The sequence below is a fragment of the Actinoplanes xinjiangensis genome (assembly GCF_003148685.1).
GTDB classification, from domain to species: domain Bacteria; phylum Actinomycetota; class Actinomycetes; order Mycobacteriales; family Micromonosporaceae; genus Actinoplanes; species Actinoplanes xinjiangensis.
This window is the reverse complement of the sequence record NZ_QGGR01000009.1, coordinates 179,226-195,592: the sequence shown is the minus strand read 5'-3', so window position 1 is coordinate 195,592 and position 16,367 is coordinate 179,226. Positions and strand designations below refer to the sequence as shown.

The 16,367-nt window shown below is 72.0% G+C and carries 10 protein-coding genes; 4 read left to right on the top strand and 6 right to left on the bottom strand.

The genetic code is table 11. The features are described from left to right. Positions 1-72: 72 nt before the first annotated feature. The 4 genes from hpt to dacB form a co-directional block, all read right to left on the bottom strand. A complete protein-coding gene (gene hpt / locus BC793_RS21590; RefSeq protein ID WP_109594985.1) occupies positions 73-648 on the bottom strand; it encodes a hypoxanthine phosphoribosyltransferase in 576 nt (191 codons plus the stop codon). A 65-nt stretch (positions 649-713) separates the two neighbouring features. Further along, on the bottom strand, positions 714-1,688 hold the full coding sequence (gene tilS / locus BC793_RS21585) for a tRNA lysidine(34) synthetase TilS (protein WP_109594983.1): 975 nt from the start codon (positions 1,686-1,688) through the stop codon (positions 714-716). Between the two features lie 2 nt (positions 1,689-1,690). Then, positions 1,691-2,731 (bottom strand): zinc-dependent metalloprotease, encoded by a 1,041-nt coding sequence (locus BC793_RS21580; RefSeq protein ID WP_109594981.1) that lies wholly within the window; start codon positions 2,729-2,731, stop codon positions 1,691-1,693. A 74-nt stretch (positions 2,732-2,805) separates the two neighbouring features. Continuing rightward, positions 2,806-4,236, bottom strand: coding sequence for a D-alanyl-D-alanine carboxypeptidase/D-alanyl-D-alanine endopeptidase (gene dacB / locus BC793_RS51475; protein ID WP_239170222.1), 1,431 nt, complete (start codon positions 4,234-4,236; stop codon positions 2,806-2,808). 85 nt (positions 4,237-4,321) lie between these two features. On the opposite strand from dacB, the gene BC793_RS51470 reads away from it, so the two are divergent. Together BC793_RS51470 and BC793_RS21570 are read left to right on the top strand one after the other, a co-directional pair. After that, on the top strand, positions 4,322-4,768 hold the full coding sequence (locus BC793_RS51470; RefSeq protein ID WP_249037384.1) for a hypothetical protein: 447 nt from the start codon (positions 4,322-4,324) through the stop codon (positions 4,766-4,768). A gap of 2,511 nt (positions 4,769-7,279) precedes the next feature. Further along, positions 7,280-7,789 (top strand): inorganic diphosphatase, encoded by a 510-nt coding sequence (locus BC793_RS21570; RefSeq protein WP_109594978.1) that lies wholly within the window; start codon positions 7,280-7,282, stop codon positions 7,787-7,789. A gap of 158 nt (positions 7,790-7,947) precedes the next feature. Here the strand turns inward: BC793_RS21570 and eccD are convergent, their stop codons facing one another. Beyond that, positions 7,948-9,363 carry a type VII secretion integral membrane protein EccD gene (eccD, locus tag BC793_RS21565; protein ID WP_109595258.1) on the bottom strand — a complete coding sequence of 472 codons (1,416 nt, stop codon included), beginning with the start codon at positions 9,361-9,363 and terminating at the stop codon, positions 7,948-7,950. Between the two features lie 156 nt (positions 9,364-9,519). On the opposite strand from eccD, the gene eccCa reads away from it, so the two are divergent. Both eccCa and mycP read left to right on the top strand, forming a co-directional pair. Then, on the top strand, positions 9,520-13,470 hold the full coding sequence (eccCa, locus tag BC793_RS21560) for a type VII secretion protein EccCa (RefSeq protein ID WP_109595256.1): 3,951 nt from the start codon (positions 9,520-9,522) through the stop codon (positions 13,468-13,470). A gap of 223 nt (positions 13,471-13,693) precedes the next feature. Next, complete coding sequence (gene mycP / locus BC793_RS21555; RefSeq protein WP_109595254.1) at positions 13,694-14,977, top strand: type VII secretion-associated serine protease mycosin; 1,284 nt, start codon at positions 13,694-13,696, stop codon at positions 14,975-14,977. Between the two features lie 195 nt (positions 14,978-15,172). Here mycP and BC793_RS21550 read toward each other — a convergent pair whose 3' ends face one another. Beyond that, complete coding sequence (locus BC793_RS21550) at positions 15,173-16,351, bottom strand: MarP family serine protease (protein WP_109594976.1); 1,179 nt, start codon at positions 16,349-16,351, stop codon at positions 15,173-15,175. Positions 16,352-16,367 lie beyond the last annotated feature (16 nt).

Here is a 16,367-nt window from a genome sequence, read left to right as displayed (position 1 = left end):
GTTCAATCAGGGCGGTTCAGGTGCAAAAACGCCCATAATGAACCAATACTGAGAACACGCTGAGAAAGCGGTTCAGCTACGGGCGTACACCTCAGGCTTGAGAACGCCCACATAAGGCAGCTCCCGATACCTCTCGGCGAAGTCCAGGCCGTAGCCGACCACGAACTCGTTGGGGATGTCGAAACCCACGTACCGAACCGGGACCTGCACCTTGACCGCGTCGGGCTTGCGGAACAGCGCCACCACCTCGACGCTGGCCGGCTGCCGCGACTCCAGATACTTCATCAGCCAGGAGAGGGTCAGACCGGAGTCCACGATGTCCTCGACGACGAGCACGTGCCGTCCGGCGATGTCCCTGTCCAGATCCTTCAGGATCCGCACCACGCCCGACGAGGTCGTCCCCTGCCCATACGACGAGACGGCCATGAACTCCATCTCGGTCGAAGGGCCGTGCTTGCCCAGCGCCCGGGCGAAGTCGGCCATGAACATGACCGCGCCCTTCAGCACACAGACGAGCAGGATGCCGTCGTCGGCGCCGGTGTGGTCCACGGACACCTGCTTGGCCAGTTCGTCGATCTTCTCCCGGATCTGTTGCTCCGAGATGATCACGTGGTCGATGTCGGTGTCGTACCAAGAGCCATCAGCCATGGCCCTAAGCCTGCCGTATGGAAGTTACCGTTCAGCGAACGGGGCCGGTATCCGAACCGGAGGCCTCAGCTGATACCGGCGGGAACCACCCGCACGAGGTCATCCGAACGGCGTGCCACCCCGATTCCGGCGGGCAGGAACACCGGTCCCTGACCGTGCCAGTCGGTCACCAGCGCGTCCAGGGCGACCACATGCCCGTACGCCAGAGCCCCGCCCGGCGCACCCAGCTCCCGCGCCCACCGGTGCAGCGCCCGGCCCCGGATCGCCGGCAGCATCGCGGCCAGCACCGGCACCGACAGCCCCACCTCCGACCGGGCCGACTCCAGAGCCTGCGCCGACAACTCGTCCAGAGCGGCGTTGTCCGCCGCGACCAGCGCCGCCGTCCGGGCCAGATTGGGCAGAACGGCCGGGCCCAGCGCGTCGACCAGGGCCGGCAGTGCCGAAGCGCGGACCCGCGAACGCGCGTACGCCGGATCGGTGTTGTGCGGATCCTCCCAGGGCGCCAGGCCCAGGGCGGCGCACGCCTTCCGGGTGTCCGCCCGGGCCACCTCCAGCAGCGGCCGCCGGAAGACCCCGCGCCGCGCCGGCATCCCGGACAGCCCGCGCGGCCCGGCGCCCCGGGCCATCGCCAGCAGAACCGTCTCGGCCTGGTCGTCGCGGGTGTGCCCGAGCAGGACCGCGGCGGCACCCAGCTCGTCGGCGGCCGCGCTCAGCGCCGCATACCGCGCGGTCCGGGCGGCCGCCTCCGGGCCACCGGGCAGGCCGGCCACCGAGACGGTCTCGATCCGCACCGGGTCCAGCCCGGCGTCACGCGCCCACGCCGCCACCGACCGGGCACGCCGGTCCGAACCCTCCTGCAGACCGTGGTCGACCGTGACGAGGCCGACACGGCGGCCACCGAACCGGGCCGCCGAAGCGAGTGCCAGAGAATCGGCTCCACCCGAGCAGGCCACCAGGATCAGCGCCTCTCCGGGAAGGTCGGCCAGGCCCCGGCGCACCGCCATGCGCACTGCCGCCACCGGCGGCGGGATCCTGGCCATGGTCAGCCGTGCACCCGCGCCACCCAGGCGTCCGGGTCGCCGAGCTCCTCCAGCCGGGGCAGCGTCAGCGGGGACTCGAAGATCTTGTTGAAGCCGGCCATGCCGACCCGCTCGTGCACACCGTGGACGAACTTGCGGCCCTCCGCGTACTGCCGCATCTTGACCTCGATGCCCAGCACCCGGCGCAACGCCTTCTCCAGCGGGTTGCCGCCCTCGCGGCGCCGGTTGAACTTGGCCCGGATCGACTCGACCGTGGGGATCACCTCGGGGCCCACCCCGTCCATCACGAACTCGGCGTGCCCCTCCAGCAGCGTCATCAGGGCGGTCAGCCGGTCGAGCACGGCACGCTGCCCCGGGGTCTGCACGATGTCCAGCACGGACACCCGGCTCTCCTCGTCACGCAGCGCCTCGGAGAGCGTGGCCACGCCGCGGCGCAGCCGCTCCAGGACGTGCTCGCCACCCTGCGAGGCGTCGACGAACGCCTGCACCTCGCCGAGGAAGTAGCCCCGCATCCACGGGACCGCGGTGAACTGGGTGCGGTGGGTCACCTCGTGCAGGCAGACCCAGAGCCGGAAGTCACGGGGATCGGCGTCGATCTTGCGCTCGACCTCGACGATGTTCGGCGCGTTCAGCAGCAGCTGACCCGGCTCGCCGGAGAACACCTCATACTGCCCGAGGACACGGCCGGACAGATACGCCAGCACCGTCCCCGCCTGCACCCCGGTCACCCGCGAACCGATCGCGTCGACCAGCGGGCTCGGCTCCTTGTCGCCCGACAGCCGGGTGACCAGCGGGCCGATCACCCGTTGCAGGCCGGCGATGTTCACCTTCGCCCAGTCCCGCCGGTCCACCACCCGGACCGGCGGCACCTCGGTCTGTGAGGTCAATCCGGTGTACGCCGCGACGTGCACCGCCGCCTCGTCAGTCAATGCCCGCAGCTCGGACACCACCTGAGTGGCCTCCTCGAAGGAGACCGCCGGCCCCGATTTCGACAGCGCGCCCGCGGTTGCGGCGGCCAGATCCCAGTCAACGAACTGCGCCATGCAGCCCACCGTACCCGCGCGGTTCCAGACCGCACTCAGGTGAAACCCCGGATCAACGGGGACTCACCCGGAGATCAGCAGCCGCACGCCACCAACCTGGCCGCCACCTGGTCGATCGCCGCCCGGGCCGCGAGGACGTCCGCACCGCCCTTCGCCATGATCGCGAAGGCGAGCACCCGCCGCTCCCGGGTGACCAGCACCCCGGCCAGCGTGTTCACCCCGCTCAGGCTGCCGGTCTTGGCCCGGACCACACCCTGCGCCGTGGAATTGTCGCTGGGGGTGGCGAACCGCGTCTCCAGGGTCCCCGACCAGCCGGCCACCGGCAGCCCGTTGAAGATGTTGCCGAGCACGGGTTCCGAGCCGCCGGCCGCCAGCGCCAGCGTCTCCACCAGCAGGGCCGGCGTGATGACGTTGCGGTTGGAGAGGCCGCTGGCGTCGTACAGCTTCGCCTGGTCCGAAGGAAGCCCCAGCTCGCCCAGCTTGCCGGCCATCGCCTCGGCCGCACCGGCGAAGCTCGCCTCCTTGCCGGCCGCCAGCGCCACCTGCCGGCCCAGCACCTCGGCCAGCACGTTGTCACTCTGCTGCAACATCCAGTCGACGACCTGCACCAACGGCGGCGACTGCACCTTGCCCAGCTCGGCGCCGGGCGTCCAGGGCCCGGCCGGATCCGCCGACGGCGGCGCATCGGCGGCACGGCCCGGAGCCGTGCCCTTCCGCGTCTGCGGGGCACCGATCATCTTCGCGAACAGCTTGCCCGCCGACAGCGCCGGATCGGTGTAACGCGGATCCCCGCCGAACTCGTTGTGCACCGGCTCGATCCGGCCGGCGTTGGTCATCAGCGACTGGATCCGAGCCACCTGACCGCCCGGCGAGACGTCATCGTCGCTCCAGCCCAGCGCCGTCTCCGGCCCCTCGAACAGCGACGTGTCCACCAGCACCCGGGTCGGCTTGACGCCGCCGAGCGCCTTCTTCACCTGCGCGGCCAGGTCGTCCAGACGGGCCGCCCCCGGGAACAGGTCCTCGTCGCCCTCCCGCACCGCGAGCGTCGCGTCACCACCACCGATGATCACCACCTCGCCGGGACTGCTCCCGGCCACCACCCGGGTCTCCAGCCGGTAGGCGGCCCCCCGCGCGGCCAGCACGGTCGCCGCGGTCAGCACCTTCGTGGTCGAGGCCGGCGTGGTCGCCGACGCCGGATTACGCTCGTACAGGATGGTGTCGCTCGCCACATCAAGCACCTGGATGTTCACGGTCGGGCCGAGCGCCTTCGCGTTCACCAGCGGATCCAGCGCCGCCTTGACCGCCGCCGCGTCCGGCACCGCGCCGTCCGCCTCCGCGGCCACCAGAACCGGCGTGGGCGTCGGCTCCGGCGTGGTCGGCGCGGGGGCCGGCGTCGTCCGGGCCGGCTCACCGGTCAGCGCGTCCAGCCATCCGTCGACCGGTCCCGGCCGCACGATGACGCCGACCGCGCCGGCCATCACCACCAGGATCAAAGCCGCAACCACCCATTTGGTACGGGACCCGCGCCCCGAAACCACGGCAGCCGCCGGCGCGCCGTCACGCGATCCGGCCTGGGTTCCGGAAGGCGCGGTGGGCACACTCGCCCGAGCAGCGTTCGACGGTACGACCGCACGCCCGTACTTCCCGGCGTCAGCCGATCCGGCCTGCCCGGCAGCCCCCGCACCCCGCGCGGCCCCGCCGGCGAACCCGGCCTGCCCAGCCCCGGGCACCGCCGGCCGTCCGACGCCGGGCGCAGCCGCCTTCGCCGTCGCGGACCCACCGGCCACCGACGCGGCTCCGGCGACCGGCGCCGCACCACCCGCCGCCCTGCCGACCTGCGCGGCACCCTTCGCCGTCGCTGAACCACCACTGGTCGGCGCAGATCCCTTCGTGGCCGACGAACCGGCAACGGATGCTGCACCCGACGTCGCCGAGCTGCTGCTCGACGCTGTTCCCTTCGCCTGTGCCTGTCCGGCGGCTCCCGCGGCCCCGGCCTGGCCGAGGTTGACGGTGCGGTCCGGGTCCACCGGGCGCTGAAGGCTGACGGTGCGGTCCAGGTCGACCGGCTGCTGCGGACGCGCGGGACGGTTCGGATCCACCGGATGCTGAAGGCTCGCGGTGCGATCCAGGTCCACCGGACGCTGAAGGCTCGCCGTGCGATCCGGATCCACCGGGCGCTGGAGGCTCGCCGTGCGGTCTGGATCCACCGGGCGCTGGAGACTCGCGGTCCGATCCGGGTCCACCGGACGCTGAAGATTCGCCGTGCGACCCGGATCATCGGAACCGGGAGTCACCGGCCGGTCCGCGGCTGCGGTTCGGTCGATCATGGCGGTCTGATCAGGGTCGATCGTCTTGCCCTGATCCGCGGGCCGACCGCGGCCGGCAGCCGATCCACCCGGCTCGGCTGCCTGACCCGCCGTCTCCGAGTCGCGTTGCACCGCCGGCTGACCCGCACCGGCGGCATTGCCGCCCTGTTCCGGTGCGCGGCTCGGCGCGGCTTTCCGAACGGCCTGCCCCTCGGCAGAACCGGCACCCTGATTACTCAGATTCGTGGCGCGGCCCGAACCGGCACCCTGATTACTGAGATCCGTGGCACGGCCCGAAGCGGCGCCCTGATTGCTCAGATCGGTAGCACGACCCGAACCGGCGCTCTGATTGCTGAGGTCCGACGCGCGACCCGAACCGGCACCCCGGTTACTCAAATCCTTGGCGCGACCCTTATTGGTGAGGTCCGACGCAGCGCCCGAACCGGCGCCCTGATCGCCGAGGTCCGGCGCACGACCGATGTCACCGTCCTGGTCGCTGGGGTCCGACGCGCGACCGGAGCCGGCGCCCGAGCCGGACCCAGCGGCCTGACCTGCCTTGATGCCGGGTCCGCTCCCCGAGCCCGACTCGACCGGACGGCTCGGAACAGCACTCCGTCCGGGATCGTCGGCCTGAACCGGCAGGGGGCTCGCACTCTGCTCACCGCCGCCGGTGGGCTCGGGAGTGCGGGCGGGATCGCTGCTGGAGGCGGAGGCACTTATTGGCCCCGGTGGGCCAGCCGCCCAAGCACCAGGCGTTGCACCCTGACCCGATTGCCCACCCGGCCAGTTCCCGGCCGGTCCTGGCCCACTCGGCGGATATTGCCCGGGCTCACGAACCTGCGGCGCGGCAACTCCCTGCCCGGCGTGCCCGACCTGCGGCACAACAGCACCCTGCCCGGCACGCTCCACCGGCGCAGCCACCACAGCGCGACCGCCACGCTCCACCGGCGCGGCCGCCACAGCGTGCCCGGCACGCTCCACCGGCGGAACCGCCGTAGCCTGCCGGGCGCCCTCGACCTCGGGAGCCGTCGCCTGTCCCGGCACGGAAGGGATCCCCGCCCGGCCCGGAGCCACGGGAGTTGTCGGAGCCGCGGGACTGGCCGGACGGACGGGACTCGAGGAGACCGTCGGTTGGCTGGAGGCGGCTGTTGCTCCGGACCCTCCCGGAGCCGTCACCGGACCAGCAGCAGGTCCGTGCGAGCCCGCCGAAGCCTGGGCCGGAACAGAAATCGGTACCCCCGCCGCCGACGCCCCCGAGCCTTGTCCGGGTATGGGCGTTTGTGCACCAGAAGAAGACGCTGGGGATGGCGCCGTGGACGGCGGAACGGTCGAGTTCCCCGAGGCCGACTCGCCGGCGGACTTCTCCCCTTGGAGGAACGTCAGCGGCAGCGGCCCTTGGCCGGGTCGATTCGCTGCGGCGGCCTGCCCTGCGGCGGGGGCCTGCCCTGCGGCCCCGGTTCCGGCAGACGGCATCGACCGAGCGGTCCCCTGGGCGGCATTCCCCGAGGATGGCGGCACCTTCGTCGACGGCCGGACATCGGCACGCCCGGACGCCTCGGACGAGGTAGGCGCATCCGAGGGCTGGTCAGCCAGCGGCCGAGCCACCGACGAGGAGGCGCCCGCAGAGCTGGCGGACGGCGACTCAGGCACGGAAGCCTCGGCGCCGACGGATGCCGGCCCTGCCGCCGGCGTGCCGGCCCCGGCGGTCGCCAGGCCAGATGGCGGAGCAGTAGACGCCGAGCCAGATGGTGGAGCAACAGGCTCTGAGCCGGCCAGCGGCGCGGCAGACGCCGGGCCAGCCGGCGGAGCGACAGGTGACGTGGACGCCGACGGCGCGCTACCACCTGGGGGCTCTTCCTCCTGCCACGGGAAGGGCCGGCGGTCGTCGGTCGTCGATGTCGGAACCGTTACCCCACCGGGCGACGCGGCCGAATCCGGGCGCGACGGATCCACCTTGCCCGTATTGTCAGGCAACGTCGGGGTTGAGGGTGACGAATCGGTCGTTCCCTTACCCTCCATAGGGTCAGGTTGCGAACCCGACACGCCGTCTTTCTCCGGACCGTCATGTGAATCTTGCCTCGTCACACGCCCCTCCTCGCCCGTGGCGTCAGACTTAGGGGAGACTAGCGACATCCGGCACACCGTTGCGCGCGGATCCTGCGGGCCCTTGCTTCCATGCCCCGCTTCCCCGCCCGGCGGACCACCGGTCTATTCAAGCGGGCAAGCAAAAGGGGAGCGAATAATGGATTTCGACGTCTTGGTTGAGATCCCCAAGGGGCAGCGCAACAAGTACGAGGTGGATCACAAGACCGGACGTATCCGCCTGGACCGGACGCTCTTCACCGCGACACAGTATCCGGCGGACTACGGCTTCATCGAGGGCACCCTCGGCCAGGACGGCGACCCCCTGGACGCTCTGGTGCTCATCCAGGAGCCGACCTTCCCCGGATGTCTGGTGCGTGCGCGCGCCATCGGGATGTACCGGATGACCGACGAGAAGGGCCGCGACGACAAGGTCATCTGCGTCCCCTTCGAGGACCCGCGTCAGGAGCACCTGCGCGACATCCACCACCTGGGCGAGTTCGACCGCCTGGAGATCCAGCACTTCTTCCAGGTCTACAAGGACCTGGAGCCGGGCAAGTCGGTCGAGGGCGCGACCTGGGTCGGCCGGATCGAGGCGGAAGCCGAGATCCGCGCCTCCTTCAAGCGTGAGGAAGCCGCCCAGGCCGAGGGCGAGCACGGCGAGCACTGACCGCAAGCTCCCGCGAACCGCTGACGACCGCACCTGCGGGGCCCTGGGCCTCGCAGGTGCGGTCGTATCACGCAACGGTCAGAGCCTCCGGCCGGAACCAGCGCCGTTCACGCAGCGGTCAGAGCCTGCGGCCGGAACCAGCGCCGTTAACGCAGCGGTCAGCTCAGGCCGGAGACGGCGCCGTACAGGCCGAGCACGGCGCAGGCGACCGGGATGACCGAGACCACGATCAGGGCGTCCACGATGTCGGCGGTCCGGCCCAGGTAGGGCGAGGGCGGCCGGTCCGCGTACCGCGCTCCGGCGACGACGGTGACCAGCGCCACCACGACCGCCCCGGCGATCACCGCGGGCAGGGCGTCGCCCGCGCCGCTGAGAAGATCGACGCCGAGGGCGGCTCCGCCGGCGAGTCCGGCGGCGAGCACCGGCACCCGGTGCCGCTGGGTGACGAAGAGGCGCGAGCGCAACAGCAGCGCGAGTGAACTGACCGCGATCAGGGCACGGGACGCGAGCGTCCCGGCGGTGGCGAGCACGGCGAAGGCGCCGACGGCCAGCACGGCGTGGCCGAGGAGCAGACCGGCGAGAATCTCATCGGTACGGGCCACCGAGGCGAACACCGCGCCCCGTTCGGGAAGTTTGCGCACCGGGTCGGACACGGGCCGGGGCGTCTCGTCGGTGATCGATTCGGTGCCCGGCGGCAGGGCGATCGGTGGTAGCGGGGTACGCCCGAACCGCACCGCGAGCAGCGGCAGCATCCCGATCCCGCAGACCAGCACCGAGATCAGGATCGCCGCACCGCCCGCGGCCGTGGTGAACAGCCCGGTGGTCGCGGTGACCGCCCCCAGCAGTCCGACCGCGACGCCGGCGGTGAAGAACCGGGCTCCGGCGGCCACTCCGGCCCCGGCGATCGCCGACACGAGCAGCACCGCGACCGAGCCGGCGAGCAGTTCCGGCCCGCCCATCCAGGGAACCGGGGTGAGGACGCCGCCGGTCTCGTACGAGGTGATCAGAAGGGCCCCGCCGATGAAGGCGTAGGGCAGGGCGTATCCGCCGAGGGCCATGCCGGCGCGGGCGTCCCCGTAAGCCCGCGAGGCGACCGTCCCGACCAGGGTGAGCAGAATCGCGACGCCGAGCCCGACCACGCCCGGTACACCGCCGGAGCCGGCCGCGAGCAGGGCCGGGATGCCGAGGCCGAGGGGCACCGCGGCGGCTGCCAGGGTGGCCGTGCGGCTGGCGTCGGGGGTCCACACGCCGCCCCGTCGGCGGGCGCCCTCGGCGATGGCCTCGACCACGTCGTCGTATTCCAGTTCCGGCCACTCCTCGCCGGCCGGCACCAGGTGGAGCACCTCTCCGTCGCGTACCCCCTGGGGGTGCAGTCCCTGAGCGGTGGCCAGGGCGACGCCGTCGCCGCGCCGCAGCACCCACCCGCCGTGCCGTTCGCCCTCGTCGGCGAGACCCTCGCCGGCGTGCCGCAGCACCTCGGGCAGCAACTCGGCCAGGGGCACCTGCTCGGGGAGGGCCACGTCGACCCGCCGTTGCGGCGCGCTGATGGTCACGCGGGCCAGACCGACGCTCACCTGGTAGTCCTTCCGTTCGTCCACAGCCAGTGACGGAGGTTATGCACATCGACCGGGACGAGGCTGCGGGATCGACGGAACTTTACCTAGAGTGGGCCGGTCGTGAAGTCCCGAGATCTGGCGGGGCTGCCGGAGCCGGATTTCAAGGGGGCGGGGATGGGCACCGTGATGATCAAGCGGGCGGCCCGTCGAGCGGCTCCGGAGATCCCGGAGGGGCAGCTGACCGTCGAGCCGCCGCCGGAGATCCCGGAGGCGACGGGTTCGCGCTGGCAGCAGTGGCTGATGGCCCTGCCGATGCTGGGCGGCACGATGGCCATGGCGATGATGATGGGTCAGGGGCGCGGGGGCGCGTACTCGTACGTGATCGGTGGTCTTTTCGGGGTCTCCTCGCTGGCCATGATGATGACCTCGTTCGGCGCCTCGGGGGCACCGCGCAAGGCGGAGATGATGGCCGCCCGCCGGGAGTATCTGCGGCATCTCGCCTCGCTGCGCAAACGGGTCCGGGAGACCGCGCGGGTGCAGCGGCTCGGCCTGCTCTACCGGCATCCGGATCCGGAGCGGCTGTGGTCGACGGCCGACAGCCACCGGGTGTGGGAGCGGCGTCCCGGCGACCCGGATTTCGGTGTGGTGCGGGTGGGCCTGGGCCCGCAGACGCTGGCGACACCGCTGGTCCCGCCGGTGACCCGGCCGCTGGATGAGCTGGAGCCGATGACCGCGGGCGCGCTGCGCCGGTTCCTCGACGCCTATTCGGTGGTGCCGGATCTGCCGGTGGCAATGTCGCTGCGCGGGTTCGCCCGGGTGTATGTCCGCGGCGACGCGCCGGGCGCGGAGGGGCCGCGGGCGCTGGTCCGTGCGGTGCTGACCCAGCTCGCCGTCTTCCACGCCCCGGAGGATCTGGTGATCGCGGTCTGCGCGGGCCGGGAGGCGCGGCCCTACTGGGAGTGGGTGAAGTGGCTGCCGCACGCGCAGCATCCGACGCTGACCGACGCCCTGGGCCCGGTCCGGCTGGTGGCCGGTGACGAGCCGCGGCTGGCCGAGGTGCTGGAGCAGGTGATCGGTTCGCGCCCGCGGTTCCAGCCCGGTGGCAGCGGCGGGAGCACCCCGCACGTGCTGGTCGTGGTGGACGGCGCGGAGCCGGCCAACACCCGGCTGGACGACGCGCTGGACGGGTTGACCGTTCTCGACCTGGACACCATGCCGCCCCGGCTGCTGGACCGGTCGTCGCTGGTGCTGGAGGTGCGCACCGACGGCATCCTCGGTACCTGGACGATGGATCACGAGAGCGAGGCGGGGCGGGCCGACGGGCTGACCGTCGACGAGGCCGAGTCGGTGGCCCGGCGGCTCGCGCCGCTGCGCCTGGCGACCGCACCGGACCCGGGCGGCGGCACCCCGGCCGCGGCCGAGACCGGTCTGCCGGAGCTGCTGGGCATCCCCGACCCGGAGAACTTCTCCGTAAGCCGCGGCTGGCCGGCCCGCCCGCACCGGGACCGGCTGCGGGTGCCGATCGGCGTGAGTGACGAGGGCATGCCGGTCGACCTGGACCTGAAGGAGTCGGCGCAGGACGGCATGGGCCCGCACGGCCTGCTCGTCGGGGCGACCGGCTCCGGCAAGTCGGAGCTGCTGCGCACGCTGGTGCTGGCGCTCGCGGCCACCCACTCGTCGGAGATCCTCAACTTCGTTCTGATCGACTTCAAGGGCGGCGCCGCGTTCGCCGCGTGTGACCGGCTGCCGCACACCGCCGCCCTGGTCACCAACCTGGAGGACGCGCTGCCGCTGGTCGACCGGATGGCCGACGCGCTGGAGGGTGAGCTGAGCCGGCGGCAGGAGCTGCTGCGCAAGGCCGGTAACTACGCGGGCCAGTTCGACTACGAGAAGGCGCGTCTCGGTGGGGCTCCGCTGGCGCCGCTGCCGACCCTGTTCGTGGTCTGTGACGAGTTCACCGAGATGCTCGAGAAGCGGCCGCACTTCATCGACATCTTCCTCCAGATCGGCCGGCTCGGCCGGTCGCTCGGCGTGCACCTGCTGCTGGCCAGTCAGCGGCTGGAGGACGGCCGGCTGCGCGGTCTGGACACGCACCTGTCGTACCGGATCGGCCTGCGGACGTTCTCGGCGCTGGAGTCCCGGGCGGTGCTCGGTGTGCCGGACGCGTATGAGCTGCCCCGCTCCCCCGGTAACGGCTACATGAAGTTCGGCACCGAGCCGCTGATCCGGTTCAAGGCCGCCTACGTGGGTGGCCCGGTGCGCCGGACCGGCCGCTCCGGTGGGCGCGCCGATCAGGGCGGGGTCCAGGTGCTGCCGTGGACCACCCAGCACGTGGCGGCTCCGGTGGCCGCGCCGAAACCGGTGCGGGCGGCCGACGAGGACGGGCCGAAACTGGCCGACGTGATGATCGAGCGGATGGTCGGGCAGGGGCCGCCGGCGCACCAGGTGTGGTTGCCGCCGCTGGACGAGTCCGCGGTCCTCGACGAGCTGCTCGGCCCGGTCGGTGTCACGCCGGGCCGCGGGCTGACCTTCACCAACCCGGCGTTGCACAACCGGCTTCAGGTCCCGATCGCGGTCATCGACAAGCCGCGGGAGCAGGTCCGCGACGTGATGTGGCTGCAGCTGGCCGGTGCGGCCGGGCACGTCGCCGTGGTCGGTGGCACACAGAGCGGCAAGTCGACGGCGCTGCGGACCCTGGTGTGCGGGCTGGCGCTCACCCACACTCCGACCGAGGTGCAGGTCTACTGCATGGACTTCGGTGGTGGCGGTCTCGGGACGCTGCGCGATCTGCCGCACGTGGGCGGGGTGTTCGCGCGGCTCGATGCGGAGGGTGTCCGGCGTACGGTCGGCGAGATGGTGACCCTGCTCGCCGAGCGGGAGGCCCGGTTCGCCGAGCTGGGGGTCGAGTCGATGGCGGCCTACCGCAGCCGGCGTGCGGGCGGCGGCAACGATCCGTTCGGCGACGTGTTCCTGGTGGTCGACGGCTGGAGCACGGTCCGCAAGGACTTCGACGAGCTGGAGCCGGTCCTCACCGACCTGGCCACCCGCGGCCTGTCGTACGGCATCCACCTGGTGGCCGCGACCTCACGCTGGATGGACTTCCGGCCCGCCGTGCGGGACCTCTTCGGATCCCGGCTGGAGCTCCGGCTCGGTGACCCGTCGGACTCGATCATCGCCCGGCGCGCGGCCGAGTCGGTGCCGGACGCGGCGCCCGGCCGCGGCATGATCCCGCACCCGGCCGACCGGGCCAAGGGGCTGCACCTGCTCACGGTCCGGCCGGAGGTCAGCTCGATCGGTGACACCTCGGCGCTCGTCAAGTCGATCGCGGCGGCCTGGGAGGGGCGGCCCGCTCCGCGGGTGCGCCTGTTGCCGGCGGCGGTGCCGTACACGTCACTGGACGTGGACCGGGGCAGCGGCCTGCGGATCCCGATCGGCATCGCCGAGGCCGACCTGCAACCGGTCGAGATCGACTTCGCGTCCGACCCGCACTTCCTGCTGTTCGGCGACGCCGAGTCGGGCAAGACGTCGTTCCTGCGGTCGATCGCGACGACGCTGACCCGGCGGTTCCGGCCGGAGGAGTGCCGGATCATCCTGGTCGACTACCGCCGCAGCCTGATGGACCTGCCCGAGTCCGAGCACCGCATCGGGTACGGCATGCAGGCCCAGCAGACCCAGGATCTGATCCTGTCCGCCGCCGGTTACATGCAGCGGCGCCTGCCCGGGCCCGACGTGACCGCCCGCGAGCTGCGGGAACGCTCGTGGTGGACCGGGCCGGAGCTGTTCGTCCTGGTCGACGACTACGACCTGGTCGTGTCCGGCCCGACGAACCCGCTGACGCCCCTGGTGGAGTATCTACCCCAGGCCCGGGACATCGGACTGCACCTGGTGCTGACCCGACGGTCCGGCGGGGCGGGGCGGGCGCTCTACGAACCGGTCATCCAGCGGCTCCGGGAGCTGTCGGCGCCCGGCCTGGTGATGTCCGGGTCGCCGGAGGAGGGCGCGCTCATCGGCAACGTCAAGCCGTTCCCCCTGCCACCTGGCCGTGGTCGCCTCATCACGCGACGTGAGGGGACGCGGCTGATCCAGGTCGCCCACGTCCCGCCGTTCCGTGATCCGGGTAAATGAACAGACACCCCGTGCGATTGAGCGGGACGGACCGCAGCGACACGCCGGTACGAGGGAGTAATCTCCCTCCATCGACTGACGATGCGATCCACCGACCCCGCTGCGATTGACCGAAGCCACGACCGACCCGTCTGGAGAATGGCGACGCCGACCCGTGACCAGTGAGCATCGAAAACCGGCCGGACCGGCCGCGTGGGGTGGCACCCTCCGGCGGCCCGCGGCACTGAGCCGCGGCGGACAGCGTCTCGGGGCGGCCGCGCTGGCCGGCCTCATCGCCTTCGGCGTGCCGGCCGGCGCGGGTGCGGCGCCGCTGACGGCTTCCCCATCGCTGGCCGAGCCGATTCTCAACGGTGACAACGTCCGGTCCGACCAGTGGCATCTGGACGCTCTCCGACTGCGCGAGGCGTGGACCTATTCGGACGGTGCCGGTGTCACGGTCGCCGTCATCGACTCCGGTGTCGACGCCCATCACGTCGATCTGGAGGGGCAGGTGCTGCCCGGCGTCGACCTGGTCGACAGCAAGACCGGCGGGGAGAGCGACCCGGTCGGTCACGGCACCACGGTGTCGGCGATCATCGCGGGCCGCAACGACGATCAGGCCGGTGTCGTGGGCATCGCCCCGAAAGCCCGGATCCTGCCGGTCCGGGTGCTGGATGAGGACAATCGTTACGACGACGCCCTGATCGTGGCCAAGGGCGTGCGCTGGGCGGTCGACAACGGCGCCAAGGTGATCAACCTGTCGCTCGGTGGCAGCGGCTCCAGTCCCACTCTCGCCGCCGCCATCGACTACGCGTTCGCCAAGGACGTCGTGGTGATCGCCTGCACCGGCAACGCCACCGGCACGAGCACGGCGAAGACGTCCAACTACGGGGTGTGGTATCCGGCTCGCGAACCGGGGGTGATCGCCGTCGGCGGTACCGAACGCGACGGTGAAGGCCTCTGGGCGGGTTCGATCCGCGGCAAGGAGACCGTGGTGACGGCGCCCGCGACCGACCTGGTCGGGGCCCGTCCGCGCGGCTACTGGAAGGTGCAGGGCACCAGTTTCGCCTCGCCGATGGTGGCCGCGACGGCGGCACTGATCCGGTCCCGCTGGCCGGACATGTCGGCGCCCGAGGTGGTCAACCGGATCATCCGGACCGCGTCGGACCGGGGCGCTCCCGGGCGGGACGCCGAGTTCGGGTTCGGCGTCATCGACCCGGTCAAGGCGCTCACCGCCGACGTTCCGTATGTCACCGGCAACCCGCTCGACAACACACCGTCGCCGGGGGTGGCCCGGTTCGGCAGTGCGCCGGCGTCCGGCCAGGCCCAGTCGGCGCCGCAGGAGAGTGTCGAGCCGACCGGCACCGCTCCCGCGGTTCCGGGCGGCAACACCGGCGGGTGGGCCGCGCCGGCGGATCCCGAGCCGGCCGGTTCGCCGGTGGCCCGCTGGATAGCGATCGCCCTGTTCCTGGTGTCGGCAATCGCCGCCGCGATCACCATCCGCCGCTTCGCGGCCACGACTAACTGACCGCCACCGGGAACTGACCGCCACCGGGGCACGTGGACGGTCGCGAGGTGCCGCCTCAGCCCGGAAGTCGCGTTCGGGCCGTGCCGGGCCGCTCCGGTCGCGTGGCCGCCACGGAAGGATCAGCTGCGGTCGGGGAGGTGTGGACCGTACAGAATGGGTATGGGTTGAATCATGCGCGGGACGGGCGGTGAAGGCTCAGGCGCACTCGCCGGTGCGGACCTCGCGGGTGTTGACCCGGCCGTTCTGGGCGACCGGCGCGGCCTCGTCCGCGGTGAGGGCGAAGCCGACGTTCTTGTCGTCGGCCGCCGCCGCGAAGATGACGCCGAGGACGTTGCCGTTCGGGTCGATCAGCGGGCCGCCCGAGTTGCCACTGCGGACCAGCGACTTGATCGTGTAGATGTCGCGGGTCACGTCGCTGGACTCGTAGATGTCCGGGCCGGTGATGTCGCCGACGTCGCGGATCCGGGCGGACTGCGCGTTGTAGGGCCCGTCCTGCGGGTAACCGAGGACGATGGCGCTGGCGCCGGTCGCGGCCTCCTTGCGGACGAAATTCATCACCGGGGCCTTGAGGCCGGGCACGTAGAGGACGGCCAGGTCACGTTTGGGGTCGTAGACGACGACCTTGCCCTCGATCTGGCGGCCGCCGCTCTCCACGACGACCTCGCGGGTGCCGGCGACCACGTGCGCATTGGTCATGACACGTTCGTTCGCGTAGACGAATCCGGTGCCCTCGATGCGGCGGGAGCAACTCGGCGCCGAGCCGAGGATCTTCAGCACCGAGCTCTTCGAGTCCTTGACCACCTTGGAACCGGCGAGCGCCGGGTCGGGGGCGGCGACCTCGCGGGCCTGGGTACGGGCGAGACCGCCGAAGACGTCGGGGAAGCCGTTGGTGTCGAGGGTGTCGCGCAGCCCGGAGGAGAGGGCCCGCACCTCCTCGGGGACGAGCTCGGTCACTCCACCGAGGATCGCGCTGTCCCGGACCGCCGCGTTGATCCCCGGGAACGGCGTCGAGCCGAACGGGACGGCGACCAGCCAGGCCGCGAAGAGGACCGCGATCACCGAGACGAGCGCGCCGCCCGCGTCGTCGAGATACTGCACCGGCTTGCTCTGGATGACCTGCCGCAGGTTGGTGCCGAGCCAGCCGGCCAGGGTCTGGCCGAGGACCGCGAGGATGAGGATGACGCCGAGCGCGACGACCAGCCGCACGGTGCCGTTGTCGAACTGGCGGGCCAGCAGCGGACCGAGTTGCAGACCGATGAGAACACCGCTGAAGAAGCCACCGAGCGACAGCGCGCCGATGACGAAGCCCTGGCGGTATCCGCTGATCGCGAACAGCACCATGACCACGATCAGGAAGATATCGACCACGGGCACTCACTCAGCGTAGAAG

What these genes read in the sequence shown, in the direction of transcription:
- hpt (WP_109594985.1), bottom strand. Translation starts at nt 648, where the DNA reads ATGGCTGATGGCTCTTGGTACGACACCGACATCGACCACGTGATCATC.
- tilS (WP_109594983.1), bottom strand. Translation starts at nt 1,688, where the DNA reads ATGGCCAGGATCCCGCCGCCGGTGGCGGCAGTGCGCATGGCGGTGCGC.
- BC793_RS21580 (WP_109594981.1), bottom strand. Translation starts at nt 2,731, where the DNA reads ATGGCGCAGTTCGTTGACTGGGATCTGGCCGCCGCAACCGCGGGCGCG.
- BC793_RS21570 (WP_109594978.1), top strand. Translation starts at nt 7,280, where the DNA reads ATGGATTTCGACGTCTTGGTTGAGATCCCCAAGGGGCAGCGCAACAAG.
- eccCa (WP_109595256.1), top strand. Translation starts at nt 9,520, where the DNA reads ATGGGCACCGTGATGATCAAGCGGGCGGCCCGTCGAGCGGCTCCGGAG.